Source organism: Enterobacter sp. ku-bf2 (genome assembly GCF_001742765.1).
Classification (GTDB): Bacteria; Pseudomonadota; Gammaproteobacteria; order Enterobacterales; family Enterobacteriaceae; genus Enterobacter; species Enterobacter quasiroggenkampii.
Window position 1 is genome coordinate 267,212 of the sequence record NZ_MDVW01000018.1, and the last position, 24,191, is coordinate 291,402.

Genomic DNA, 24,191 nt, shown 5'->3' on the forward strand with positions numbered 1-24,191 from the left:
ACTTACACGTGCTTTGAGATTTAATAAGGCTCATTTAAACATTTATGAATGTATTTATTTAAATGAAAACGGCGGAATACTCCGCCGTGATAGTGACCAATCGTCAATGATTACAGGTAAACCAGCGTGATGGTGGTTTCGCCGCTCAGCTGAGCTTCATCCGTGGTGGACAGGCGGTTAGTGTTAACAATCGCCAGAGACACTTTGAACGGATAAACCACGTTGGTGATGGCCAGCGGTGCGGTATAGCCAGGCTTGGTTGCGGTCATAATTTCCGCGTTACCGTTAGCGATAACGCCAGACGCCAGGTTGCGCCACATGTATTCGCCTTTGCTGTTCACGTAGGCTGGGGCATAGATAGCCTGGGCAGGCATGCCGTTAGCCGTGATTTCATTGACGCGGGTGCTGATCGCATACGCACCAATTTTGTCGCCAGCGGCAGTGGTGCCCACGCCATAGGTGGTGCCTGCACCATACACGTCGCCGCCATTGTCTTTAGCATCACGAATATAAAACTCGCTGGAGCTCAGATCGTTTGCCGCATTGGAGTCTTCTTTGTTATCGGCAATACTCCAGGCAACTTTGGTTGCAGACGGGCAGTTGATGGTCAGAGACATGTCTTTCTGGCCCATCTGGTTGGTCTGGGTTGGAGAGAGCTGATCCAGCGCGATAGTCCCAAAATCAATAGAACCGCCGTTGCTTAATTCAGGGGTGCAAGAAGCATGGTTCATTTTACCCTGAACCTTCATCACGATGCTGCCGTCTGCCAGCGCTGCCGTGGACGTCATTGCAATCAGTGTTGCAAGAAGAACTTTTTTCATTGTTATTCCTTAACCAATAATTGAATAATTGTATTAATTATCATGAAGTCATTAACTTGCAGTGTTGCAAGCGCGAGGATTCTATTAATGGTTAATGTTAATTCTATAATGATTAATTCTAATTTTTGTTTTGAGAAATATTAATGCGGGTAAATACATTTGTGCATGTATTTACATGTAGAGGCAAGCGAATAATAAAAAAGCGGTGCATTTATTCACCGCTTTTTATCCGGGTTATTTTATAGCCTGGGCGATCCAGGCCGATAATTCCCGCAATTCTCTTTCTTGTTGCGGAAAATCGCCGATCAGCGCATCACACTCCTGCTGCAACATATCCGCCCGATACAAACAGCCCTGCAGACGCGCGGCCAGCGCCTCTAACGGTGCCGGATTGAGACTATCCGTAAAGACCTGCGTGCGGGTAATATGGCCCTTCTCAACGTCAAAGTGCAATTCCACGCCGCCCCAGGTAAAACGTTCGTCCAGTAGATGGGAAAAGGCAGGGGCCTGACCGAAGTTCCACTCCCAGCTGCTCTGGCGGGCGAAGGTGTCGGCGAAGTTGGGCAGGTCCGGCGTTTTGTCCGGGGAGATCACTTCGGCTTCTACCCGCTCACCGTAATGTGCAAAGAAAGCGTCACGGATCGCATCGCAAATCTGCTCGTGAGTAATCCCGGGCAGCAGTTCCACCAGATTCGCCACGCGCCCGCGTACGGACGTAATGCCCTTAGCCTGTAGCTTTTTCTTATCAGGATTAAGGTAGTTCGCCAGACGGCTCAGATCGGCATTCAGCAGCAGGGTACCGTGGTGGAAGCCGCGATCCATCGTTTCACGATAGGCAGAGCCGGAGACCTTGCGGTCACCGTCGGGCGTTTTGACCACCAGATCGTTGCGTCCCGAAGCTTCAGCCGTCACGCCGAGCGCATTGAGCGCGTTGAGGACGATGGATGTTGAGATGGTTTTGTCGTATTCCGGTTTTCCCGCCATAAAGGTAAAGCAGGTATTGCCCAGATCGTGGAACACCGCACCGCCGCCGCTGCTCCGGCGCGCCAGGCGGACGTTGTCTTCTTCCATGCGCCGGGTGTTGCACTCTTTCCACGGATTTTGCGCACGACCAATGACCACCGTATCGGCGTTACGCCAGAGAAAGAGGACGCGCTGGGTGGCAGGCATCTGGCGGAAGATGCACTCTTCCACCGCGAGATTAAACCAGGGATCGTAAGAGTCAGAGATAAGCAGGCGTAACGTCGTCATGGCAAAGTTCCTTTTCTGAATCGTTCGCCTACTTTATCACTATTCTTTCTTCTCGCTCTCTTCGTCTTCGGGGACCGACCGGCTGGCGGTCAGCAGGAACGGGGATTGCTGCCAGCGCGTGCGTTTGCCGCGAAGCAGGGTGCGCGCCAGCACAACGCCAATGGCGAGTGAAAGCAGCAGCATCAGGCGCAGAATGTTGGTGGTATTATCGACCTGCTTGGCTTCAGTCGGAAGAGTATGGGTGTCGAGCGTCAGGCGCAGATACCCCAGAGGGCCATTCTTGCCCTGAATAGGTTCAACAAGCTGTTGGTTGAAGTAGCCGCCGGCTTTTTTGCCGTCCAGCGCCAGCCTGTCGCGCACGTCGACATGTTCGCCCGCGCGGGCAATCAGGTTGCCCTGCTCATCATAGACGCCCGCATCAAGAATGCGGCTGTTCTCCGTCAGCAGGCGTAAAACCTGACCTATTCGTTTCTCGTCCGGCGTTTCGGTTCGCATGGACGGCGCGACGTTGAGCGTCACCTGGCGTGCCAGCGTGCGGGCCAGCTCTTCAAACTGCGGGTTGCGTTGCCGTTGATGATTCTGGCTAAACCACGATGCCCCTTGCATCAGCACCACTAAGAGTGCGAGACAGGAAAGGACAATCACGGCGCGATGGAGCCGGAATTTCAGTTTTGCGCGAGCCATATTCCACCTGCTGAAAATTTACGGCTTAATGTTGCCAGAAGTGATGGTTACAGGGTAGCCTCATGCGTTATTTTCCCTCTGCAACCTTCCGGCGCGAACGAAATTACAGGAGCTTTAATGCCGAACATTACCTGGTGTGACCTGCCAACGGATGTCTCTTTATGGCCAGGATTGCCGCTCTCTTTAAGTGGCGATGAGGTGATGCCTCTGGATTACCACGCCGGTCGTAGCGGCTGGCTGCTGTACGGACGCGGTCTGGATAAGCAACGCCTGACCCAGTATCAAACCAAACTGGGGGCCGCGATGGTCATCGTCGCCGCCTGGTGCGTGGAAGACTATCAGGTCATTCGTCTGGCGGGCTCTCTGACGCAGCGCGCCACGCGCCTGGCGCATGACGCCGGGCTGGACGTCGCGCCGCTGGGTAAAATTCCGCACCTGAAAACGCCCGGCCTGCTGGTCATGGACATGGACTCTACCGCCATTCAGATCGAGTGTATTGACGAAATTGCGAAGCTGGCGGGCAGCGGCGAGCTGGTGGCGGAAGTCACCGAGCGTGCGATGCGCGGCGAGCTGGATTTCACCGCCAGCCTGAGACAGCGCGTGGCGACCCTGAAAGGGGCCGATGCCAACATTCTGCGCCAGGTGCGCGATGTGCTGCCGCTGATGCCCGGGCTGACGCAGCTGGTGCTGAAGCTGCAGTCCCTCGGCTGGAAGGTGGCGATCGCCTCCGGTGGCTTCACCTTCTTCGCGGATTATCTGCGGGAAAAACTGCATCTGACCACCGTGGTGGCCAATGAGCTGGAGATCATGGACGGCAAGCTGACCGGCCAGGTGATCGGCGATATTGTGGATGCCCAGTACAAAGCCAATACGCTGACGCGTCTGGCGGAAAAATATGAAATTCCGGTTGTCCAGACCGTCGCCATCGGGGACGGCGCGAACGACCTGCCAATGATCAAAGCGGCCGGCCTGGGCATTGCCTACCATGCCAAGCCAAAAGTGAATGAAAAGACGGAAGTGACTATCCGTCACGCTGACCTGATGGGGGTGTTCTGCATTCTCTCCGGCAGCCTTAATCAGAAATAACGGTCTGCTTTATAGGCCGGGTAAGCGTAAGCGCCACCCGGCTCGCAGGCCGCAGAGAAATAACGAGGTAAACCGTGGCGAAAGCTCCAAAACGCGCATTTGTCTGTAATGAATGTGGTGCGGATTATCCGCGCTGGCAGGGGCAATGCAGCGCCTGTCATGCCTGGAACACCATCACCGAAGTGCGTGGTGTGGCGGCTTCGCCGAGCGTGGCGCGCAATGAACGCCTGAGCGGCTACGCGGGCAATGCAGGCGTAGCGAAAGTCCAGAAGCTCTCGGACATCAGCCTCGAAGAGCTGCCGCGCTTCTCCACCGGGTTCAAAGAGTTCGATCGCGTGCTCGGCGGTGGCGTGGTGCCGGGCAGCGCGATTCTTATCGGCGGTAACCCGGGCGCGGGCAAGTCAACCCTGCTGCTGCAAACGCTCTGCAAGCTCGCCGAGCAGATGAAAACCCTGTACGTCACGGGGGAAGAGTCCCTGCAGCAGGTGGCGATGCGCGCGCACCGTCTGGGCCTGCCGACCGGCAACCTGAACATGCTGTCGGAAACCAGCATTGAGCAGATCTGCATGATCGCCGAAGAAGAGCAGCCGAAGCTGATGGTGATCGACTCCATCCAGGTGATGCACATGGCGGACATCCAGTCCTCGCCGGGCAGCGTCGCGCAGGTGCGTGAAACGGCGGCCTACCTGACGCGCTTTGCTAAAACGCGCGGCGTGGCGATTGTGATGGTGGGCCATGTGACCAAAGACGGCTCGCTGGCGGGGCCGAAGGTGCTCGAACACTGTATCGACTGCTCCGTGATGCTCGATGGCGACGCGGATTCCCGCTTCCGCACCCTGCGCAGTCATAAAAACCGCTTTGGTGCGGTGAACGAGTTAGGCGTGTTTGCCATGACCGAGCAGGGGCTGCGCGAAGTCAGCAACCCATCGGCCATCTTCCTGAGCCGTGGCGATGAGATCACCTCCGGCAGCTCGGTGATGGTGCTGTGGGAAGGGACGCGCCCGCTGCTCGTCGAAATTCAGGCGCTGGTCGATCACTCGATGATGGGCAACCCGCGGCGCGTAGCGGTTGGTCTGGAACAGAACCGTCTGGCGATCCTGCTGGCGGTGCTGCACCGTCACGGCGGGCTGCAGATGGCGGATCAGGACGTCTTCGTGAACGTGGTCGGCGGCGTCAAAGTCACCGAGACCAGCGCAGACCTGGCGCTGCTGCTGGCGATGGTCTCCAGTCTGCGCGACAGACCGCTGCCGCAGGATCTGGTCGTCTTCGGCGAGGTGGGGCTGGCCGGGGAAATCCGTCCGGTGCCGAGCGGGCAGGAGCGAATCTCCGAGGCGGCAAAACACGGTTTCCGTCGCGCGATCGTTCCCGCCGCCAACGTGCCGAAAAAAATCCCGGAAGGGATGCAGGTTTTTGGCGTGAAGAAACTCGCAGATGCGTTAAATGTCTTTGACGACTTATAATTACGTATTCGATTTTGCAGGAGGCACCGTAATTTATGTCATCATTTGACTACATCAAGACCGCTATCCGCCAGAAGGGCTGCACGCTGCAGCAGGTGGCAGACGCCAGCGGCATGACCAAAGGCTACCTGAGCCAACTGCTGAACGCCAAAATCAAAAGCCCCAGCGCGCAGAAGCTGGAAGCGCTGCACCGCTTTCTGGGGCTGGAATTCCCGCGTATGCAAAAGAACATCGGCGTGGTGTTCGGCAAGTTTTACCCGCTGCATACCGGGCATATCTATCTGATCCAGCGCGCCTGTAGCCAGGTGGATGAGCTGCACATCATCATGGGGTACGACGAAACCCGCGATCGCCAGCTGTTTGAAGATAGCGCCATGTCGCAGCAGCCGACCGTGCCGGACCGCCTGCGCTGGCTGCTTCAGACCTTCAAGTACCAGAAAAACATCCGTATTCACGCCTTTAACGAAGAGGGCATGGAGCCGTACCCGCACGGCTGGGACGTGTGGAGCAACGGCATCAAAGCGTTTATGGAAGAGAAGGGCATTGCGCCTAACTGGATCTACACCTCTGAAGAGTCCGACGCGCCGCAGTTTCGCGAGCATCTGGGCATTGAGACGGTGCTGATCGACCCGAAACGCACCTTCATGAACATCAGCGGGGCGCAGATCCGTGAGAACCCGTTCCGCTACTGGGATTACATCCCGACCGAGGTGAAGCCGTTCTTTGTGCGCACCGTCGCCATCCTGGGCGGCGAGTCGAGCGGTAAGTCAACGCTGGTCAACAAGCTGGCGAATATCTTCAATACCACCAGCGCGTGGGAGTACGGGCGCGACTATGTCTTTTCCCATCTGGGCGGCGATGAGATGGCGCTGCAGTATTCCGACTACGACAAAATCGCGCTCGGTCACGCTCAGTACATTGATTTCGCGGTGAAATACGCCAACAAGGTGGCGTTTATCGATACCGATTTTGTCACCACCCAGGCGTTCTGCAAAAAGTACGAAGGGCGTGAACATCCGTTCGTGCAGGCGCTGATTGACGAATACCGCTTTGACCTGGTGATCCTGCTGGAAAACAACACCCCGTGGGTGGCCGACGGCATGCGTAGCCTCGGCAGCTCCGTCGACAGGCGTGAATTCCAGACCATGCTGGTGGATATGCTCAACGAAAACAACGTTGAGTTTGTGCACGTGGAAGAGTCGGACTACGACTCCCGTTTCCTGCGCTGCGTCGAGTTGGTGAAGGAGATGATGGGGGAGCAGGGTTAAAGACGGCTCCGTGCTATCCCCTCTCCCCTATGGGGAGAGGGTTAGGGTGAGGGGGAGCAACCCACTCAATACTCAACCACCACTTTCCCACGCATATGCCCGTCCAGCACTTTACGGTGCGCCTCCGTAATGCTTTCCACGCTCAGCCCGTGCAGCGTTTCACTCAGTGAGCTTTCCACCACGCCGTTATCCACCAGCTTCGCCACCTCATTGAGGATCTCACCCTGACGCGCCATATCAGCGGTCTGGTACATGCTGCGGGTGTACATAAATTCCCAGTGCAGCGCGGCGGATTTCGACTTCAGCTTGTCCTGGTTCAGCGGGTGTTCATTCTCCACGATAGAACAGATATGCCCCTGCGGCGCAATCAGTTCGCTGACCGCCTCCCAGTGTCCGTCGGTATCGTTGAGGATGAAAATGTAATCCACAAAGTTCAGCCCGTGCTTCGCCAGTTCGCCTTTCAGATCGCGGTAGTTCACCACCACATCTGCACCGCGATCGCGGCACCACTGGGCGGAATCTTCACGGGACGCCGTTGCGATAACCTTTACCTTGCTGTTGTGCTTCGCAAACGGGATCGCCAGCGATCCCACGCCGCCCGCACCGCCGATGATCAGCAGGGTTTTGTCCGTACCGGCATCCTGAATATTCAGCCGTTCAAATAGGCCTTCCCACGCGGTGAGCGCGGTCAACGGTAGCGCAGCGGCAGCCGCCCAGCCGAGGCTTGTCGGTTTGTGCCCGACAATGCGCGCGTCGATCAGCTGGTGTGTGGTGTTGCTGCCCGGGCGGGTGATGTCCCCTGCATACCACACCTCATCTCCCGGTTTGAATCCGGTGACGCCAGCGCCAGCGGCTTTGACGATCCCGCTGGCATCCCAGCCCAGCACGCGCGGCTCTTTCAGCCCGTTTTTGGCAATGCCTGCGTGGACTTTGGTATCGACCGGGTTAACCGAGACGGCTTTGACCTCCACCAGCAGATCGTGCTCGCCGGGCTGTGGCATTGGTGGGGTGATTTCAATGAAGGTGGACGGATTTTCCGGGTTCACGGCAATGGCTTTAACTGACATGGTGTGCTCCTCAATGGCATGCGTTTTGTTGAGGCTAGTCTATTAAGTGGCCAGCTGCATGATAAGATGGACAATCAAGAACTCAGCGTTCGTACAGGATGAACAATCATGTTTAAACAGCTGCAGGATATGGCGCTTTTCGCGCTGGTGGCGGAGATGGGCAGCTTTACCGCGGCAGCCCAGAAAGCCGAACTGCCGAAATCCAGCGTCAGCCAGCGAATTAGCCAGCTGGAGCAGCAGGTGGGTATCCGCCTGCTGAACCGCACCACCCGCAGGCTGAACCTGACGTTTGCGGGCGAGCACTATCTGGTGCACTGCCGCGAAATGCTGGCGGCCAGCGAGCGGGCGGAGTATGCCATTCAGCGCCTGCGCGAAAACCCGAGCGGGCGGCTGCGCATCACCTGTCCGGCTGGGATTGGCGCGACGCTGCTGGCGCATATGAATGCCGAGTTCCAGCTTCGCTATCCTGAGGTTTCGCTGGACGTGTCGATCTCTGATGATGTGGTGGATCTGGTCGAGTCCGGCTTTGATGTGGCGCTGCGTACCGGCAAGCCGCAGGACTCCTCCCTGATTGGTCGAATGATCGGGCACTGTCCGCGCTACATGCTGGCCTCGCCGAACTATCTGGCGCGTCGGGCGCCGCTAACGCATCCCCGTCAGCTGGTGGAGCACCGCAGCATTACGCACAGAGCCTGGTCGGAGTGGCTTCTGCGAAGCGAGAATGAGGATTACCGCTACCTGCCGGATAACGCGCACATGACCGATAATCTGGTGTACGCCCGCGAGTGCGCGATGGCCGGGGCGGGGATCACGCTGCTTCCTGCATTTTTGCTGGAAGATAAGGTTGAAAAGGGCGCGCTGGTGCAGGTGCTGCCGGAGTGGAACGTTGAAGGCAACGACCTCTGGCTGGCCTACCCGAGCCGCAAGCTGAATTCGCCCGCGCTGATGAGCTATATCGAGTTTGCGATGCAGTTTGACGAGGTGAAGCGGTATTACGTGGGCAAATAAAAAAGCCGGGTGGCGGCTTCGCCTTACCCGGCCTACACACTGTGCGGCCTGATGCCCTCACTCTGGCCCTCTCCCGCGGGGAGAGGGAACAACCATAAAAAACGGCAACCGAAGTTGCCGTTTTGCTTTTATTTCGCAATACGCTTGTACTTAATACGCTTCGGCTCCAGCGCGTCGGCGCCCAGCGTGCGTTTCTTGTACTCTTCGTATTCGGTGAAGTTACCTTCGAAGAACTCCACCTTACCTTCGTCCTGGTAGTCCAGGATGTGGGTCGCGATACGGTCCAGGAACCAGCGGTCGTGCGAGATAACCATCGCGCAGCCCGGGAACTCCAGCAGGGCGTTTTCCAGCGCGCGCAGGGTTTCGATATCCAGGTCGTTTGTTGGTTCATCGAGCAGCAGAACGTTACCGCCCACCTGCAGCAGCTTCGCCAGGTGCAGACGACCGCGCTCACCGCCGGACAGCTCGCCCACGCGTTTGCCCTGGTCGGTGCCTTTAAAGTTAAAGCGACCAACGTAGGCGCGGCTTGGCATCTCGGTGTTGCCGATACGCATGATATCCAGACCGCCGGAGACTTCTTCCCACACGGTTTTGCTGTTATCCATCGCGTCACGGAACTGGTCAACGGAGGCCAGCTTCACGGTCTCACCCAGGGTGATAGAGCCGCTGTCTGGCTGTTCCTGACCGGACATCATGCGGAACAGAGTTGATTTACCCGCGCCGTTCGGACCGATGATGCCGACGATAGCACCTTTCGGTACGGAGAAGGTCAGGTCGTCGATCAGCACACGGTCGCCGTAAGACTTACGCAGGTTGGTCACTTCAACCACTTTATCCCCCAGACGTGCTCCAGGTGGAATAAACAGTTCGTTGGTTTCGTTACGTTTCTGGTATTCGGTGTTGTTCAGCTCTTCGAAGCGTGCCAGACGGGCTTTGCCCTTAGACTGACGGCCTTTCGCGCCCTGACGCACCCACTCCAGCTCTTTCTCGATAGACTTACGACGGGCCGCTTCCTGAGACGCTTCCTGAGCCAGACGCTGATCTTTCTGCTCCAGCCAGGAGGAGTAGTTGCCTTCCCACGGAATACCTTCACCGCGGTCCAGCTCCAGGATCCAGCCGGCGACGTTGTCGAGGAAGTAACGGTCGTGGGTAATCGCCACAACGGTGCCTTCGAAGTCGTGCAGGAAGCGCTCCAGCCACGCCACGGATTCCGCATCCAGGTGGTTAGTTGGTTCGTCGAGCAGCAGCATGTCTGGTTTTTCCAGCAGCAGGCGGCACAGCGCCACGCGGCGGCGTTCACCCCCGGAGAGGTTCGCGATTTTTGCATCCCAGTCCGGCAGACGCAGGGCATCAGCCGCGCGCTCCAGCTGCACGTTCAGGTTGTGACCGTCGTGCGCCTGGATGATCTCTTCATACTTGCCCTGCTGTGCGGCCAGCTTGTCGAAGTCCGCATCCGGCTCGGCGTATTTGGCATACACTTCATCCAGACCTTTCAGGGCGTTAACCACTTCGGATACCGCTTCTTCAACAGATTCGCGAACGGTGTGTTCCGGGTTCAGCTGAGGTTCCTGCGGCAGGTAGCCAATCTTGATGCCAGGCTGCGGACGGGCTTCACCTTCGATGTCTGTATCAATGCCGGCCATGATGCGCAGCAGGGTGGACTTACCGGCACCGTTGAGACCCAGAACACCGATTTTTGCGCCCGGGAAGAAGCTCAGCGAGATATTTTTAAGAATATGACGTTTCGGCGGGACAACTTTGCCGACACGATGCATGGTATAAACGAATTGAGCCACGTTGGACTTCGCCTCTTTTATCGTAATGAGAAGGAATTTCAGCCTCGAAGTGTAGCCTTTTTCCCGCCCTAATCCCAGCCAGGAACGTCGGGAGTGTTAAAACGCGCAAGAAAGGTAAAAAAGTGTCCATGACGTGGCGCGTTGAAGGATGCCTGGTTAGCATAAGTTAATGAGACTTTGACGTGGCAAGACGCTGCAATTGACGAAAAAACAATGAGGAAGAGCTTGTGGAAAAAGCCAAACAGGTGGTCTGGCGTCTGCTGGCTGCCAGCGTATGCGTAATGGCGGTAAGCCAGGCGGTGCATGCCGATTCACTGGATGAACAACGTAGTCGCTACGCTCAGATTAAACAGGCGTGGGACAACAAGCAGATGGATACCGTTCAGGCGCTGATGCCGACGCTAAAGGATTATCCGCTGTATCCGTATCTTGAGTATCGCCAGATCACGGACGATCTCATGAACCAGCCCACCGTCACCGTGAATAACTTCATTCAGGCGAACCCGACCCTGCCGCCAGCCCGAAATCTCCAGTCTCGTTTTGTGAATGAGCTGGCGCGTCGCGAAGACTGGCGCGGGCTGCTGGCGTTTAGCCCAGAAAAGCCGAATACCACCGAAGCGCAGTGTAACTACTACTACGCAAAATGGGCGACCGGCCAGCAGGAAGAGGCCTGGGCCGGGGCGAAAGAGCTCTGGCTGACCGGGAAAAATCAGCCGAACGCCTGTGATTCCCTGTTTGGCGCGTGGCGTGCTTCCGGCAAGCAGGACCCGCTGTCCTATCTTGAGCGCATCCGCCTGGCGATGAAGGCAGGCAACACGCGGCTGGTGACCACGCTGGCGGGGCAGATGCCGTCCGATTACCAGACGATCTCCACGGCGGTTATCTCGCTGGCAAACGATCCCAACAGCGTGCTGACCTTTGCCCGCAGTACGGGCGCGACCGATTTTACCCGCCAGATGGCGGCGGTGGCTTTTGCCAGCGTGGCGCGTGACGATGTGGAAAACGCACGGCTGATGATCCCACAGCTGGTGCAGGCGCAGCAGCTTAATGAGGAGCAAACCCAGGAGCTGCGCGATATTGTGGCGTGGCGACTGATGGGCACCGATGTAACCGACGAGCAGGCGCGCTGGCGAGACGATGCCATTATGCGTTCGAACTCCACGTCGCTGGTGGAGCGCCGCGTGCGCATGGCGCTGGGTACGGGCGATCGTCGCGGGCTCAATACCTGGCTCGCGCGGTTGCCAATGGAGGCCAAAGAGAAAGACGAATGGCGCTACTGGCAGGCCGATCTGCTGATGGAGCGCGGTCGTGATGATGAAGCCAAAGAGATTCTCCATACGCTGATGCAGCAACGCGGGTTCTACCCGATGGCGGCCGCGCAGCGCCTGGGCGAGGAGTACACCTTCCGCATTGATAAGGCGCCCGCTAACGCGAACCCGGCGCTGACGCAGGGGCCAGAAATGGCGCGCGTTCGCGAGCTGATGTACTGGAATATGGATAACACCGCGCGCAGCGAATGGGCGAATCTGGTGACCAGCCGCACCACCGATGAAAAAGCCCAGCTTGCCCGCTATGCCTTTGATAACCACTGGTGGGATCTGAGCGTGCAGGCGACGATCGCCGGTAAGCTGTGGGATCATCTGGAGGAGCGTTTCCCGCTGGCGTACAACGATCTGTTCGAACGCTATACCCGCGGCAAAGATATTCCGCAAAGCTACGCGATGGCCATTGCCCGTCAGGAAAGTGCCTGGAACCCGAAAGTCCGTTCCCCGGTGGGCGCCAGCGGCCTGATGCAGATTATGCCGGGAACGGCGACGCACACGGTGAAGATGTTTAACATCCCTGGATACAGCAGCCCGTCACAGCTTCTCGATCCGGATACCAACATCAATATCGGTACCAGCTATCTCCAGTATGTGTATCAGCAGTTCGGCAACAACCGCATCTTCTCGTCGGCGGCCTATAACGCGGGACCGGGTCGCGTGCGCACCTGGCTCGGCAACAGCGCCGGACGCATCGACGCCGTGGCGTTTGTCGAGAGCATCCCGTTCTCGGAAACGCGCGGCTACGTGAAGAACGTGCTGGCCTACGACGCCTACTATCGCTACTTCATGGGGCAGAAAGATACCCTGATGAGCGATGCCGAGTGGCAGAGACGTTACTGATCGGCGTGGGTTGTGTTATGCTGTACTCGCTAATGAGTACAAGAGGCAGCATAACATGACCCAGCATTCCCCGTATTCCTCGGCAATGGCCGAACAACGTCATCAGGAGTGGCTTCGTTTTGTGGAGTTGCTTCGCCAGTCTTACGAGCAGGATTTGCATTTACCCCTGATGCAGCTGATGCTCACGCCGGACGAGCGTGAGGCGCTGGGCACGCGCGTGCGGATCATTGAAGAGTTACTGCGCGGCGAAATGAGCCAGCGCGAGCTGAAAAATGAGCTCGGCGCGGGCATCGCAACGATTACCCGCGGATCGAACAGCCTGAAATCGGCGCCCGTTGAGCTGCGTCAGTGGCTGGAAGCGGTGTTGTTGAAAAATACCTAAAGATAAATCGCGTTATGGAACGGGCTTAATGCCAGGATCACCGCCTGGTGGTAAACGCCTGAACGCGTCAGCGCGCCTGCGGTAAAGACGCCAATCGCTCCTTCTTTACGGCCAATCTCATCAATGCCGGTGTACTGCGACATCACCGGCCCGAGCGCGTCACCCGCACGCACTTTTTCCAGAATGATCTCCGGCAGGGGCAGGGTGGCCGAACGCGCTTCGCCGCGCTGTTCACGGCTTTCGATCACCACCCAGCTAAAGGTTGCGCCTTCGTCGATACCGGCTTCAATCGCCACCCAAAAGTCCGCATCCGGTGCCGCAGCCCTGGCATTTGCCACGCGATTTCGTGCGCCAGCGCGCGTTTCCTCGCTGCCAAACGGCTGTTCAGGAACGCCACTCTCGACGCCGATGGCCTCAATATGGCAGGATCCTGCGCCGAAGATCTCGTCAAATGCCCTTAGAATTGCCTGAATTTTGGCAGGATTAGTGGTAGCAGAGACAACATGGTGCATAATTAAGCTCGATTCAAAAAAAACTCATCGCAGTATAACGGAAAAAAAGCATGTTACAGGTATACCTTGTTCGCCACGGTGAAACGCAGTGGAACGCCGAGCGACGTATTCAAGGCCAGTCAGACAGTCCTCTCACTGAGAAGGGTGTGCAGCAAGCGTGGCAGGTGGCAGAGCGTGCCAGAACGCTGGGCATTACCCACGTCATTACCAGCGATTTAGGTCGCACACAGCAGACGGCGCGCATCATCGCAGACGCCTGCGGCTGTGACGTCATGCTTGAGCCGCGCCTGCGCGAGCTGGATATGGGCGTGCTGGAAAAACGCCATATCGATACGCTGACGGAAACGGAAGAGGGCTGGCGCCGCACGCTGGTGAACGGTACCGAAGATGGCCGTATTCCTGAGGGCGAATCCATGCAGGAGCTCAGCGTACGTATGCATGCCGCCCTGGCGGAATGCCTGAAGCTTCCGGCGGGAAGCCGTCCGCTGCTGGTGAGTCATGGGATTGCGTTGGGTTGCCTGGTGAGCACCATTCTGGGGTTACCGGCTTACGCTGAGCGCCGTCTGCGTCTGCGTAACTGCTCCATTTCCCGAATTGATTATCAGGAAAGCGCGTGGCTGGCATCAGGTTGGGTCGTGGAGATGGCAGGGGACATTTCGCATCTCGATGCCCCTGCGCTTGACGAACTGCAGCGTTAACGACGTATTGGAATCAAGAATTCCATACGCAGATTGATAGGGCCTTCTTCCGGTTTCGCATCCTGAGCCGGGTAGTAGAGCTCAATGTCCTGACCTTTACGGCGATTCAGATTCAGCATCGGCATGCAGGTTCCGTAAACGGTCAGGATAAACTCCTGCACCCCCGTTCCCAGCCCTTCATAGGCGAACATCACGTATTCGCCACCTTCCAGCACGACAGGCTTCGAACCCTGAATGTAGCCATTGGCCATCTCTGGCGTCAGCGCGGTGGTGTAGAACACCTCCTGTTCGTCGTCTTTTTCCTGGCTTGGGTGCGTTTCGTTGAGACCATACAGGATCGGCGGGATCGCCGGCGCGTGGCTCAGGAAGTCGCGCCAGAACTGAACGCGCATCTGATGACGAAACTCGGAAATCTGCTCCAGTGAACAGGAGTAGCTCTGCGTTGTGCCGATCAGATGGGTTTCCGGCAGGGTAATAATTTCATACTTCGGCATCGCGAACTCGCCCAGACGCAGCGGCGGACGCATGCCAAACGAGCTCCAGTCAGGCGAGCGACGATACAGCGCTGGCGTCAACGAGAACTGTTTTTTAAAGGCGCGGGTGAAGGTCTGCTGCGAATCGAAACGATATTGCAGGGCAATATCCAGAATCGGGCGCGCGGTCAGGCGCAGAGCCACAGCAGATTTCGATAAACGACGTGCGCGAATATAGGCCCCGATAGCATGACCGGTGACATCCTTGAACATCCTTTGCAGATGCCACTTGGAATAGCCTGCTTTAGCCGCCACATTATCCAGTGACAAAGGCTGGTCGAGATGACCTTCCAGCCAGGTGAGCAGGTCGCGAATAATTCCAGCCTGATCCATATACTATCCTCATCCTTAAAACAGCAGGTGCCTGATAACAGGTTAGCGGATAATAGCATTTTTTGATGTTTTAGCATTCAGTGTTTTTTTTGCGCATTCATGCTTTTTGCAGGGCATTATGGGCAAATATATTCTAATCCTGTGATCTTGCTACATTTTTGTCTAAAGTGTTGAATAATCGCTCAGTGTAATTTTAAAGAATGGTAACAATATGAAATACAAGACTTTGCTCTTCACCGCGCTGATGTTGATGGTCGGACGCGCTGCACAGGCGGAACAGATTGGTTCCGTCGATACCGTGTTCAAAATGTTTGGCCCGGACCACAAAATTGTCGTTGAGGCGTTTGATGATCCAGACGTGAAAAACGTCACCTGCTATGTCAGCCGTGCGAAAACGGGCGGTATCAAAGGCGGCCTGGGGCTGGCGGAGGACACCTCCGATGCGGCGATCTCCTGTCAGCAGGTGGGACCGGTTGAATTGAGCGATAAAATTAAAAACGGCAAAGCGCAGGGCGACGTGGTATTCCAGAAACGGACCTCGCTGGTGTTCAAAAAGCTGCAGGTTGTGCGTTTCTACGATGCCAAACGCAATACGCTGGCCTACCTTGCCTATTCCGACAAAGTGGTGGAAGGCTCACCGAAGAACGCGATCAGCGCGGTGCCGATTATGCCGTGGCATTAATTCAGGGATGAATCATGCAACAACCTGTGGTCTGGCTGGTTGAAGACGAAACCAGTATCGCCGATACGCTGATCTACATGCTTCAGCAGGAAGGATTCGCGGTAAAGGCGTTTGAACGCGGTTTACCCGTGCTGGAGGAGGCGCGGCGGCAGGTTCCAGCGCTCGCCATTCTGGATGTCGGATTGCCGGACATCAGCGGGTTTGAGCTTTGCCGTCGGCTGCTGGCGCAGCATCCCTCGCTGCCTGTGCTGTTTCTGACGGCGCGCAGTGATGAAGTCGACAAGCTGCTTGGCCTGGAAATGGGCGCTGATGACTACGTTGCGAAACCTTTCTCCCCTCGTGAAGTCTGCGCGCGGGTTCGGACTGTTTTACGGCGCATGCAAAAATCCGCCGCACCCTCAGAAACGTTGCGTATCGGGCAGTTTGAACTGAACGAGCCTGCCGCGCGAATCAGCTGGTGCGGGGAAACATTGCCCCTGACCCGCTACGAATTCTTGCTGCTCAAAACCTTGTTACAGGCACCCGGTCGGGTCTTTTCGCGTCAGCAGCTCATGGACAAGGTGTGGGGTGAAGACGGCGACAGTTTCGATCGTACCGTGGACACCCACATCAAAACCCTGCGCGCCAAGCTGCGGGCGGTGAACGAGGAACTGTCCCCCATCAGCACCCATCGCGGTATGGGCTACAGTCTGGGCCTTTACTGATGCGCATTGGGATGCGGTTGCTGCTGGGGTATTTCCTGATCGTCGCCATCGCCGCGTGGTTCGTGCTGTCGATCTTTGTTCAGGAGGTGAAGCCCGGCGTGCGCAGGGCAACCGAGGGCACATTAATCGATACCGCGACCCTGTTGGCCGAAATCGGACGTGATGATTTGCTTTCGGGTCACGCGCAGCAGGGCAAGCTTGCACAGGCCTTTTCTCAGCTTCATCAGCGCCCATTTCGCGCCAATATTGGCGGTATTCATAAAGTGCGTAACGAGTATCACGTCTACATGACCGATGCGCAGGGCAGGGTCGTGTTTGATTCCGCTGGTCTGGCCGTGGGAAAAGATTACTCGCGCTGGAATGATGTCTGGCTGACGCTTCGCGGCGAATACGGCGCGCGCAGTACCCAGAGCCATCCAGACGATCCGGAAAGCACGGTGATGTATGTTGCCGCACCGGTTGTGGATCAGGGCAAGATAATCGGCGTGCTGTCGGTGGGGAAACCGAACAGCGCGATGGCTCCGGTGATTCACCGCAGCGAGCGACGGATATTGTGGGCAGGCGGTGCGCTGCTCGGCATTGCCCTGCTGATTGGCTTGGCGGTGGCGTGGTGGATCAATCGATCTATTGGTACGTTATCGCGCTATGCCGACTCGGTAACCACCGATACGCCTCTCCCATTGCCTAATCCAGGCAGTAGCGAGCTGCAAAAGCTGGCACAGGCGCTGGAAAATATGCGTATCCGCCTTGAAGGGAAAAACTACATTGAACGCTATGTCCATGCGTTGACCCACGAGCTGAAAAGCCCGATTGCCGCCATACGCGGCGCGGCAGAAATTCTCTCCGAGCAGCCGCCGCCGCAGGTTGCCGCGCGGTTTATCGATAATATTCTGGTGCAAAATGCGCGCATGCAGTCGCTGGTTGAAAAGCTGCTCACTCAGGCGCGGCTTGAAAATCGTGTCGAGATTACGCCTGAAGCTGTCAGCGTTGACTCGCTCTTCACTCGGCTTGCAGACGCGCGAGCGACGCTGTTGGCAGCGAAAGAAATTGTGCTGACCCTTCAGCCGACATCGCTTTATGTGGCGGGCGATCCCGACCTTCTCGAACAGGCGCTCGGCAATTTGCTGGATAACGCTATCGATTTCACCCCGCAGGGTGGCGCCATTGCGCTGGCGGCCCGGGAAGATCGCAGGCAGGTAGAGCTGATCGTCACCGACAGCGGAAGCGGGATCCCGGATTACGCGCTGGAGCGTATTTTTGAGCGCTTTTATTCCCTTCCGCGCGAGAACGGGTTAAAGAGCAGCGGGCTCGGGCTGGCGTTTGTTCAGGAGGTGGCGCGTCTGCATCAGGGAGAGATTACATTGCGTAATCGTGATGAAGGTGGCGTGATGGCCACGCTGAGACTTCACCGTCCCTTCACATAACTTCAAACTGGCCCCACATAGCCTGGTTACGCTCTCCTCATCACAAAGGAGACGTAATGATGAAATCCCCCCTGTTCTGGAAAGTTAGCACCCTTCTGGGGTGCATCCTGCTGTTGTTAGTCCCGCTTTTTATGGTCAGTAACCTGATATCAGAGCGAGAGAGCTACCGCAACGATGTTGAAAATACGCTGCGTCAGAGTACCAGCGGGCCGCAAAAACTGGTCGGGCCGCTGATTGCTATCCCGGTAACGGAGATTTTTTACAAGGTAGAGGATGAGAAGAAAGTCGAGTACAAGAAAAGCTATATGCATTTTATTCTGCCGGAGTCTCTGGTTGTTGAAGGTAGCCAGCACGTTGAGTCCCGAAATATCGGGATCTATGACGGACAAATCTGGAACACCGATCTCAGGATAAAAGTGCGGTTCAGCACCGAGAAAATGGCGCAGCTTAAAGGGGAAACGATGACCCTTGGGCAACCGTTTATCGTTGTCGGCGTGGGGGATGCGCGGGGCATTGGCACGGTGAAAGTCTCCAGCATCAATGGCGAGGCGTTGAGCGTCGAGCCTGGGTCGGGTGTGTATGGTGCGCTTTCCGGTATTCATATTCCGCTGACTGACAAAACGCTGGAGTCAAAAACGTTTGCCCTGGAGATGTCTCTGAATCTGGCCGGAACGGGGAGTTTTGCCGTGGTTCCTGTGGGACGCAACAGTGAAATGACGCTCAACAGCAACTGGCCTCATCCGGGTTTTATGGGTAACTATCTGCCGGTGAAACATAAAATTGGTGATTCTGGTTTTCAGGCGAACTGGCAGAGCAGCTGGTTTGCGAACAATCTTGAGAGCTGGTTTAACGGCAGTGAGTCGCCAGAGTGGGAATCAATCCCTGCTTTTAGCGTTACGGTAGCCACGCCTGCCGATCAGTATCAACTGACTGACCGTGCGATCAAGTACGCCATTTTGCTGATTGCGCTGACGTTTATGGCCTTCTTTGTCTTCGAAACCTTAACCGGATTACGCCTTCACCCGATGCAGTATCTGCTGGTGGGGCTGTCGCTGGTCCTGTTCTATCTGGTGCTGCTGGCGCTGTCTGAACACGTCGGGTTTACGCCCGCCTGGGTCGTTGCAAGTCTGGTTGGTGCAGCGATGAACGTAATGTACCTGCAGGCCGTGATGAAAAGCTGGAAGCGCAGCGGGCTGTTTGTGCTGGCGCTACTCGGGCTGGATGTCGTGATGTGGTTCCTGCTGCGCTCGGAGGACAGCGCGTTGCTGTTGGGGTCAGCGGTTCTCGCGCTGGCGCTGTTTGCCGTGATGTACCTGACCCGGCATTTCGACTGGTACTCGCTTTCTCAGCCAAAGCGGCCTGAACCTCCGGCAGAGCCTGATAACGACACGATGCGGATCTGGAAATAAAAAAAACGGCGCAAATGCGCCGTTTTTTAATGCGTTAACTGCGGGATTACTCCTGCAGGTCACCGCAGAAACGGTACCCTTCGCCGTGGATCGTGGCGATGATTTCCGGCGTATCTGGCGTAGATTCGAAGTGCTTACGAATACGACGGATGGTGACGTCTACGGTACGGTCGTGCGGCTTCAGCTCACGGCCGGTCATTTTCTTCAGCAGCTCTGCACGGGACTGGATCTTGCCCGGGTTTTCGCAGAAGTGCAGCATCGCGCGGAATTCACTGCGCGGCAGTTTATACTGCTCGCCGTTCGGGCTAATCAGCGAACGGCTATTGATATCAAGTTCCCAGCCGTTGAATTTGTAGCTATCGACGCTACGACGCTCTTCGCTGACCGTGCCCAGGTTCATGGTACGGGACAGCAGGTTGCGTGCACGAATGGTTAACTCGCGAGGGTTGAACGGCTTGGTGATGTAATCATCCGCACCGATTTCCAGGCCAAGAATTTTATCAACTTCGTTATCACGGCCCGTCAGGAACATTAACGCGACGTTCGCCTGCTCGCGCAGTTCGCGCGCCAGAAGAAGACCGTTTTTGCCCGGCAGGTTGATATCCATGATCACCAGGTTGATATCATTTTCAGAAAGGATCTGATGCATCTCTGCGCCATCGGTCGCTTCAAAGACATCGTAGCCTTCTGCTTCGAAAATGCTCTTTAACGTGTTGCGTGTTACCAACTCGTCTTCAACGATAAGAATGTGCGGGGTCTGCATGTTTGCTACCTAAATTGCCAACTAAATCGAAACAGGAAGTACAAAAGTCCCTGACCTGCCTGATGCATGTCGCAAATTAACATGATCGGCTTAACGTGACTAAAGTACGTAATTGCGTTCTTGATGCACTTTCCATCAACGTCAACAACATCATTAGCTTGGTCTTGGGTACTTTCCCTTTGGACCCGACAGTGTCAAAAACGGCTGTCATCCTAACCATTTTAACAGCAACATAACAGGCTAAGTGACACCAGACACCCAATAAAACTACGCTTCGTTGACATATATCAAGTTCAATTGTAGCACGTTAACAGTTTGATGAAATCATCGTAGCCGAATGCTAGCCTTTGTCACAATTTTTCAATAAACCAACTAGTTGCGGACATTGATTTATAAACGAAGCGAATCCAATCAGAATAGGGTATTCATGTCGCTATTATCATTATAAAACATAAGGATAATAGTGTTCTGTTAACATTCTAACTGATTGTTCAGACACAGAATAGTTTAGCGTTTTTAATTTGTTATGAAACGCTATTTCGGTGATTTGTGTTGCAATTTTGTAAATTCGCGCTGCGTAATATGTTGAAGTGCATCACATTTTTACCGGCTAACTGATTAAAAAGAGAGCATAAATGCATCTGTCGATTGTACTGGTTGCCCCAGCCAGAGCAGAAAATATAGGCGCAGCGGCGCGTGCCATGAAGACCATGGGTTTTACCGATTTGCGTATTGTGGACAGCACGGCCCATCTGGAACCCGCCGCCCGTTGGGTGGCGCACGGATCGGGAGATATTCTCGATAATATAACCACTTACGCTACGCTTGCCGATGCGCTGCACGATATTTCGTTTACCGTCGCAACCACGGCGCGCAGCCGGGCGAAGTTCCACTACTATGCCACGCCAGCGGAGCTGGTGCCGATGCTCAGCGAGAAAAGCCAGTGGCTGGAGAAAGCGGCGCTGGTGTTTGGGCGTGAAGATTCTGGATTAACCAATGAAGAGCTGGAACTGGCGGACGTGCTGACGGGGGCACCGATGGTCGCGGATTATCCGTCCCTCAATTTAGGCCAGGCGGTCATGGTGTATTGCTATCAATTAGCATCCTTAATACAAATTCCCCCGTCGCAAAATACAGGAACCGATGAAAATCAGCTTGCCGCACTTCGCGCGCGCGTAGAAAACCTGCTCGTGCATCTGGGGGTGGCGGACGATCAAAAAATGGCTGACTGGTTGCAGCAGCGTTTGGGGCGTCTTGAACAGCGGGACACCGCCATGCTGCACCGTTTGCTACACGATATTGAAAAAAAATTGGCCGAGTAAAACACTGCCATAAGTTTTTACTATGGCGAATAAGTCTGTCTGGATGGGTTGCACATGGGGGAATCGGATGAAAATAAATCTGCACACAGCGGGACGTGAGAGTCTCCCGAATTGTGATCAAATTAAAAATTCGTTGACTTAAGGTGCCCGATCCTTTAACCCTAAAAGAATACAGCACAGACAGATAATAATGACAGAGTACACAACATCCATGAAACGCATCAGCATCACCACCATTACCACAACCATCATCATTACCACAGGTAACGATGCGGGCTGACGCGTACAGGAAAAACAGAAAAAAGCCCGCACCTAGACAGTGCGGGCTTTTTTTTCGGCTAAAGGAAACGAGGTAGAACCATGCGAGTGTTGAAGTTCGGCGGTACATCAGTGGCAAATGCAGAACGTTTTCTGCGTGTTGCCGATATCCTGGAAAGCAACGCCAGGCAGGGGCAGGTTGCGACCGTGCTCTCTGCCCCGGCAAAAATCACGAACCATCTGGTGGCGATGATTGAAAAGACCATCGGTGGTCAGGATGCACTTCCGAACATCAGCGACGCAGAGCGTATCTTCGCTGACTTACTGCATGGGCTGGCAGAGGCGCTGCCTGGCTTCCCGCATGCGCAGCTGAAGTCCTTCGTTGAGCAGGAATTCGCGCAAATTAAACATGTCCTGCACGGCATCAGCCTCCTCGGCCAGTGCCCGGACAGCATCAACGCGGCGCTGATTTGTCGCGGTGAAAAACTCTCTATCGCCATCATGGCGGGCGTGCTGGAAGCGCGCGGCCATAGCGTGACCGTGATCGATCCCGTTGAAAAACTGCTGGCGGTGGGCCACTACCTCGAATCCACCGTTGATATTGCCGAATCAACCCGCCGTATCGCCGCCAGCAAAATTCCGTCTGACCACATGATCCTGATGGCGGGCTTTACCGCCGGTAACGAGAAGGGCGAGCTGGTGGTGTTGGGCCGTAACGGCTCCGACTACTCCGCCGCCGTGCTGGCTGCCTGCTTACGTGCGGACTGTTGCGAGATTTGGACTGACGTCGACGGCGTCTATACCTGCGACCCGCGCCAGGTACCGGACGCCAGGCTGCTGAAGTCGATGTCGTACCAGGAAGCGATGGAGCTTTCCTACTTCGGCGCCAAAGTGCTTCACCCGCGTACCATCTCCCCGATTGCCCAGTTCCAGATCCCTTGCCTGATTAAAAATACCGGTAACCCGCAGGCGCCGGGTACGCTGATTGGCGCGAGCACCGATGAGGACGGTCTGCCGGTGAAAGGCATCTCCAACCTCAACAATATGGCGATGTTCAGCGTCTCCGGTCCGGGGATGAAAGGAATGGTCGGCATGGCGGCGCGCGTGTTTGCGGCCATGTCCCGCAACGGTATTTCGGTGGTGCTGATCACCCAGTCCTCTTCCGAATACAGCATCAGCTTCTGCGTGCCGCAGGCTGACTGCCTGCGCGCCCGCCGCGCGCTGGAGGAAGAGTTCTATCTGGAGCTGAAAGAAGAGCTGCTGGAGCCGCTCGCGATTCAGGAGCGTCTGGCGATCATCTCCGTAGTAGGCGACGGTATGCGCACCCTGCGCGGTATCTCCGCCAAATTCTTTGCCGCGCTGGCGCGCGCCAATATCAATATCGTGGCGATTGCCCAGGGCTCGTCAGAGCGTTCAATTTCTGTTGTCGTCGATAACGACGATGCCACCACCGGCGTTCGCGTGGTTCACCAGATGCTGTTCAACACCGATCAGGTCATCGAGCTGTTCCTGATTGGCGTGGGTGGCGTGGGCGGCGCGCTCCTGGAGCAGGTGAAGCGCCAGCAGGCGTGGCTGAAGAAGAAACACATCGACCTGCGCGTCTGCGGGATCGCGAATTCCAAAGCGCTGCTGACCAACGTCCACGGCCTGAACCTGGAAAACTGGCAGGCCGAGATGAAGGAGGCAAAAGAGCCGTTCAACCTGGGTCGCCTGATCCGTCTGGTAAAAGAGTATCACCTGCTTAACCCGGTCATCGTCGACTGCACCTCGAACCAGGCGGTGGCCGACCAGTACGCGGACTTCCTGCGTGAAGGTTTCCACGTGGTGACGCCGAATAAAAAGGCCAACACCTCGTCGATGGATTACTATCACCAGCTGCGTCTGGCGGCGAGCAAGTCGCGCCGCAAGTTCCTGTACGACACCAACGTGGGGGCGGGCCTGCCGGTTATCGAGAACCTGCAGAACCTGCTTAACGCGGGCGACGAACTGCAGCGTTTCTCCGGCATTCTCTCCGGCTCGCTGTCGTTTATCTTCGGCAAGCTGGATGAGGGGATGAGCCTCTCGGAAGCCACCCGCGCTGCGCGCGAGCTGGGCTATACCGAGCCGGATCCGCGTGACGACCTTTCCGGTATGGACGTGGCGCGCAAGCTGCTGATCCTCGCCCGCGAAACGGGCCGTGAGCTTGAGCTTTCCGATATCGTGATTGAACCGGTTCTGCCGGCAGAATTTGACAGCAGCGGCGATGTTGGCGCCTTTATGGCCAGGTTGCCGCAGCTTGACGACGCGTTTGCCGCTCGCGTTGCAAAAGCCCGTGATGAAGGTAAGGTATTGCGCTATGTTGGCAACATTGAAGAAGATGGCGTGTGCCGGGTGAAGATTGCCGAAGTGGATGGCAACGACCCGCTGTACAAAGTCAAAAACGGCGAAAACGCCCTCGCGTTTTACAGCCACTATTATCAGCCACTGCCGCTGGTGCTTCGCGGCTATGGCGCAGGGAACGATGTTACGGCGGCGGGTGTGTTTGCCGATCTGCTGCGTACCCTGTCATGGAAGTTAGGAGTTTAA

Annotated in this window: 23 protein-coding genes and 1 other annotated feature; of the genes, 15 read left to right on the forward strand and 8 right to left on the reverse strand. The window is 56.2% G+C overall.

Translation table 11 applies throughout. From position 1 onward, the window contains the following. Positions 1 to 110: 110 nt before the first annotated feature. The 3 genes from BFG58_RS16320 to BFG58_RS16330 form a co-directional block, all read right to left on the reverse strand. Positions 111 to 821 carry a DUF1120 domain-containing protein gene (locus tag BFG58_RS16320; RefSeq protein WP_045907746.1) on the reverse strand — a complete coding sequence of 237 codons (711 nt, stop codon included), beginning with the start codon at positions 819 to 821 and terminating at the stop codon, positions 111 to 113. Positions 822 to 1,055: 234 nt separating this feature from the next. Next, complete coding sequence (lplA, locus tag BFG58_RS16325) at positions 1,056 to 2,072, reverse strand: lipoate--protein ligase LplA (RefSeq protein ID WP_063620719.1); 1,017 nt, start codon at positions 2,070 to 2,072, stop codon at positions 1,056 to 1,058. 39 nt (positions 2,073 to 2,111) lie between these two features. Continuing rightward, positions 2,112 to 2,756 carry a YtjB family periplasmic protein gene (locus tag BFG58_RS16330; protein ID WP_048225575.1) on the reverse strand — a complete coding sequence of 215 codons (645 nt, stop codon included), beginning with the start codon at positions 2,754 to 2,756 and terminating at the stop codon, positions 2,112 to 2,114. 117 nt (positions 2,757 to 2,873) lie between these two features. On the opposite strand from BFG58_RS16330, the gene serB reads away from it, so the two are divergent. From serB to nadR, 3 genes are all read left to right on the forward strand, one after another. Continuing rightward, positions 2,874 to 3,842: a phosphoserine phosphatase gene (serB, locus tag BFG58_RS16335; protein WP_008502066.1), complete on the forward strand. Its 969-nt coding sequence runs from the start codon at positions 2,874 to 2,876 to the stop codon at positions 3,840 to 3,842. A 74-nt stretch (positions 3,843 to 3,916) separates the two neighbouring features. Then, positions 3,917 to 5,302: a DNA repair protein RadA gene (gene radA / locus BFG58_RS16340; RefSeq protein WP_023293325.1), complete on the forward strand. Its 1,386-nt coding sequence runs from the start codon at positions 3,917 to 3,919 to the stop codon at positions 5,300 to 5,302. Between the two features lie 35 nt (positions 5,303 to 5,337). After that, positions 5,338 to 6,570: a multifunctional transcriptional regulator/nicotinamide-nucleotide adenylyltransferase/ribosylnicotinamide kinase NadR gene (gene nadR / locus BFG58_RS16345; protein WP_032643997.1), complete on the forward strand. Its 1,233-nt coding sequence runs from the start codon at positions 5,338 to 5,340 to the stop codon at positions 6,568 to 6,570. 65 nt (positions 6,571 to 6,635) lie between these two features. On the opposite strand, the gene BFG58_RS16350 is transcribed toward nadR, so the two are convergent. Then, positions 6,636 to 7,637, reverse strand: coding sequence for a zinc-binding alcohol dehydrogenase family protein (locus BFG58_RS16350; protein WP_044597175.1), 1,002 nt, complete (start codon positions 7,635 to 7,637; stop codon positions 6,636 to 6,638). A 108-nt stretch (positions 7,638 to 7,745) separates the two neighbouring features. On the opposite strand from BFG58_RS16350, the gene BFG58_RS16355 reads away from it, so the two are divergent. Then, a complete protein-coding gene (locus BFG58_RS16355) occupies positions 7,746 to 8,645 on the forward strand; it encodes a LysR family transcriptional regulator (protein ID WP_069720134.1) in 900 nt (299 codons plus the stop codon). A gap of 128 nt (positions 8,646 to 8,773) precedes the next feature. On the opposite strand, the gene ettA is transcribed toward BFG58_RS16355, so the two are convergent. After that, positions 8,774 to 10,441 (reverse strand): energy-dependent translational throttle protein EttA, encoded by a 1,668-nt coding sequence (ettA, locus tag BFG58_RS16360; protein ID WP_003856515.1) that lies wholly within the window; start codon positions 10,439 to 10,441, stop codon positions 8,774 to 8,776. Positions 10,442 to 10,668: 227 nt separating this feature from the next. Between ettA and sltY the strand changes: the two genes are divergently transcribed. Beyond that, entirely contained in the window at positions 10,669 to 12,606 is a 1,938-nt protein-coding gene (sltY, locus tag BFG58_RS16365) for a murein transglycosylase (protein WP_048028566.1), read from the forward strand. Positions 12,607 to 12,661: 55 nt separating this feature from the next. Beyond that, complete coding sequence (gene trpR / locus BFG58_RS16370; RefSeq protein WP_047747961.1) at positions 12,662 to 12,988, forward strand: trp operon repressor; 327 nt, start codon at positions 12,662 to 12,664, stop codon at positions 12,986 to 12,988. Here trpR and yjjX read toward each other — a convergent pair. Continuing rightward, on the reverse strand, positions 12,985 to 13,500 hold the full coding sequence (gene yjjX / locus BFG58_RS16375) for an inosine/xanthosine triphosphatase (RefSeq protein ID WP_069720135.1): 516 nt from the start codon (positions 13,498 to 13,500) through the stop codon (positions 12,985 to 12,987). The genes trpR and yjjX overlap by 4 nt on opposite strands. Positions 13,501 to 13,550: 50 nt before the next feature. On the opposite strand from yjjX, the gene gpmB reads away from it, so the two are divergent. Next, the gene (gpmB, locus tag BFG58_RS16380; protein WP_008502057.1) at positions 13,551 to 14,198 is read left to right on the forward strand and encodes a 2,3-diphosphoglycerate-dependent phosphoglycerate mutase GpmB; all 648 of its coding nucleotides are present in this window, start codon (positions 13,551 to 13,553) and stop codon (positions 14,196 to 14,198) included. Here the strand turns inward: gpmB and robA are convergent. Further along, a complete protein-coding gene (gene robA / locus BFG58_RS16385) occupies positions 14,195 to 15,064 on the reverse strand; it encodes an MDR efflux pump AcrAB transcriptional activator RobA (protein ID WP_045907752.1) in 870 nt (289 codons plus the stop codon). The two genes, gpmB and robA, sit on opposite strands and share 4 nt — an antisense overlap. A 211-nt stretch (positions 15,065 to 15,275) precedes the next feature. Between robA and creA the strand changes: the two genes are divergently transcribed. From creA to creD, 4 genes are read left to right on the forward strand one after another with little or no spacing between them, the layout of a single operon-like run. Then, a complete protein-coding gene (creA, locus tag BFG58_RS16390; RefSeq protein WP_063620725.1) occupies positions 15,276 to 15,746 on the forward strand; it encodes a protein CreA in 471 nt (156 codons plus the stop codon). A 14-nt stretch (positions 15,747 to 15,760) separates the two neighbouring features. Then, on the forward strand, positions 15,761 to 16,450 hold the full coding sequence (gene creB, locus BFG58_RS16395; RefSeq protein WP_069720136.1) for a two-component system response regulator CreB: 690 nt from the start codon (positions 15,761 to 15,763) through the stop codon (positions 16,448 to 16,450). Further along, a complete protein-coding gene (creC, locus tag BFG58_RS16400) occupies positions 16,450 to 17,874 on the forward strand; it encodes a two-component system sensor histidine kinase CreC (protein ID WP_048225587.1) in 1,425 nt (474 codons plus the stop codon). Before creB ends, creC begins: the two co-directional genes overlap by 1 nt. A gap of 56 nt (positions 17,875 to 17,930) precedes the next feature. Next, the gene (gene creD, locus BFG58_RS16405; protein WP_069720137.1) at positions 17,931 to 19,283 is read left to right on the forward strand and encodes a cell envelope integrity protein CreD; all 1,353 of its coding nucleotides are present in this window, start codon (positions 17,931 to 17,933) and stop codon (positions 19,281 to 19,283) included. 46 nt (positions 19,284 to 19,329) lie between these two features. On the opposite strand, the gene arcA is transcribed toward creD, so the two are convergent. After that, entirely contained in the window at positions 19,330 to 20,046 is a 717-nt protein-coding gene (gene arcA / locus BFG58_RS16410; RefSeq protein ID WP_003856501.1) for a two-component system response regulator ArcA, read from the reverse strand. A 95-nt stretch (positions 20,047 to 20,141) separates the two neighbouring features. Here arcA and yjjY point away from each other — a divergent pair, with 95 nt between their 5' ends. From yjjY to thrA, 4 genes are all read left to right on the forward strand, one after another. Then, positions 20,142 to 20,282 (forward strand): protein YjjY, encoded by a 141-nt coding sequence (gene yjjY / locus BFG58_RS23915; RefSeq protein ID WP_085928893.1) that lies wholly within the window; start codon positions 20,142 to 20,144, stop codon positions 20,280 to 20,282. Between the two features lie 399 nt (positions 20,283 to 20,681). Further along, positions 20,682 to 21,368, forward strand: a complete 687-nt coding sequence (locus BFG58_RS16415; RefSeq protein ID WP_045907754.1) for a tRNA/rRNA methyltransferase — start codon at positions 20,682 to 20,684, stop codon at positions 21,366 to 21,368. 211 nt (positions 21,369 to 21,579) lie between these two features. Further along, positions 21,580 to 21,648, forward strand: coding sequence for a thr operon leader peptide (gene thrL, locus BFG58_RS23460; protein WP_015572623.1), 69 nt, complete (start codon positions 21,580 to 21,582; stop codon positions 21,646 to 21,648). Beyond that, positions 21,587 to 21,704 (forward strand) — a sequence feature (Thr leader region). It overlaps the preceding gene by 62 nt. Positions 21,705 to 21,728: 24 nt before the next feature. Further along, positions 21,729 to 24,191, forward strand: a complete 2,463-nt coding sequence (gene thrA / locus BFG58_RS16420; protein ID WP_069720138.1) for a bifunctional aspartate kinase/homoserine dehydrogenase I — start codon at positions 21,729 to 21,731, stop codon at positions 24,189 to 24,191.